Below are 1,413 nucleotides of genomic sequence, written 5' to 3' on the forward strand. Positions count from 1 at the left end.
CGCGTAGTCGAAGGAGCGCAGCATCCCCGCGATGTCCCGCACCGCCGGCTGCGGCATCCGGCGTTCCGCCAGCGGCCTGGACGGCTCGCCCTCGAAGTCGATCAGGGACCACTCCCCGGACGGCGAGTGCAGGCACTGGCCGAGGTGGAGGTCCCCGTGGATGCGCTGGGCCGTCCAGGTCCGGCCCTCGGCCGCGAGGTCCGCCAGCGCCGAGAACGCCGAGCGCAGACCGGGGGCGTAGGGGCGAAGGGCCGGGACGGCCTGTGCCGCCGCGTTCAGGCGTTCGGTCATGCCCGTGACCAGGAGTTCCAGCTGGACATGGCCCAAGGTCGCGGTCGGGAGCGGGTCGTACAGGGCCTCGCACACCGTGTGACCGGCGAGCGGGCCCTCCTCCACATGTCCGATCAGCGCGGGCGCGAGCCGCGGTGGCAGCGCCTCGCGCACGCCTATGAGGAGTTGGTAGCAGTCGCCCTGGGTCTGCGGCTGATGGGCGCGGACCAGGAGGTGGTAGAGGCCCAGCGGGCCGTCCAGCGGGAGGAGTTCGGTCGCCGCCACCAGCGAGAAACCGGTGACGGGACGCCCCTTGCCCGCGAACCACCGCTGCCTCGGCAACCACTCCCGCAGAAGGGGGTCCAGCGACGCGAGGAGGCCGGAACCGGGACCAGGACTGGTCCGGCCGGAAAGTGTGACAGTTTCCGCCATAATGTCACGTTCCTTTCCCCGGGGGTGGTCGGGGTGTCACTGTTGCGTGCCCCGGAAGGGGCGGGGGAAACCGAAACCGCCCCGCCCCCGCCCCGGGGACCGGACCTCTAGGCGGCTTCCTTGCGGAGCCGGAACCAGTAGAAGCCGTGCCCCGCCAGCGTCAGCAAGTACGGCAGCTCTCCTACGGCCGGAAAGCGCACCCCGCCGAACAGTTCGACCGGATGCCTCCCATTGAACGCCCGCAGGTCCAGTTCCGTCGGCTGCGCGAACCGGGAGAAGTTGTTCACGCACAGGACGAGGTCGTCCTCGTACTCGCGCAGGAACGCGATCACCGCTGGATTCGACGACGGCAGTTCCCGGTACGAGCCGAGGCCGAACGCCAGGTTCTGCTTACGGATCTCGATCATGCGGCGGGTCCAGTGGAGCAGCGAGGAGGGCGACGACATCGACGCCTCGACGTTGGTGACCTGGTAGCCGTAGACGGGGTCCATGATGGTCGGCAGTGACAGCCGGCCGGGGTCACAGGACGAAAAACCTGCGTTGCGATCCGGTGTCCACTGCATCGGCGTGCGCACGGCGTCGCGGTCGCCGAGCCAGATGTTGTCGCCCATCCCGATCTCGTCGCCGTAGTAGAGGATCGGCGAACCGGGCAGCGACAGCAGCAGGGCCGTGAACAGCTCGATCTGATTGCGGTCGTTGTCCAGGAGCGGG

1 protein-coding gene and 1 pseudogene are annotated in these 1,413 nt (G+C 69.4%); both read right to left on the bottom strand.

From position 1 onward, the window contains the following. Nucleotides 1-702 (bottom strand): annotated as a pseudogene (locus JHN63_RS51280) (maltokinase); the annotation flags it as partial. A 107-nt stretch (nucleotides 703-809) separates the two neighbouring features. After that, on the bottom strand, nucleotides 810-1,413 hold a 604-nt coding region (locus tag JHN63_RS51285), incomplete at its 5' end, for an alpha-glucosidase C-terminal domain-containing protein (RefSeq protein WP_200691973.1).

The sequence above is a fragment of the Streptomyces sp. MBT65 genome, assembly GCF_016612545.1.
GTDB lineage: Bacteria > Actinomycetota > Actinomycetes > Streptomycetales > Streptomycetaceae > Streptomyces.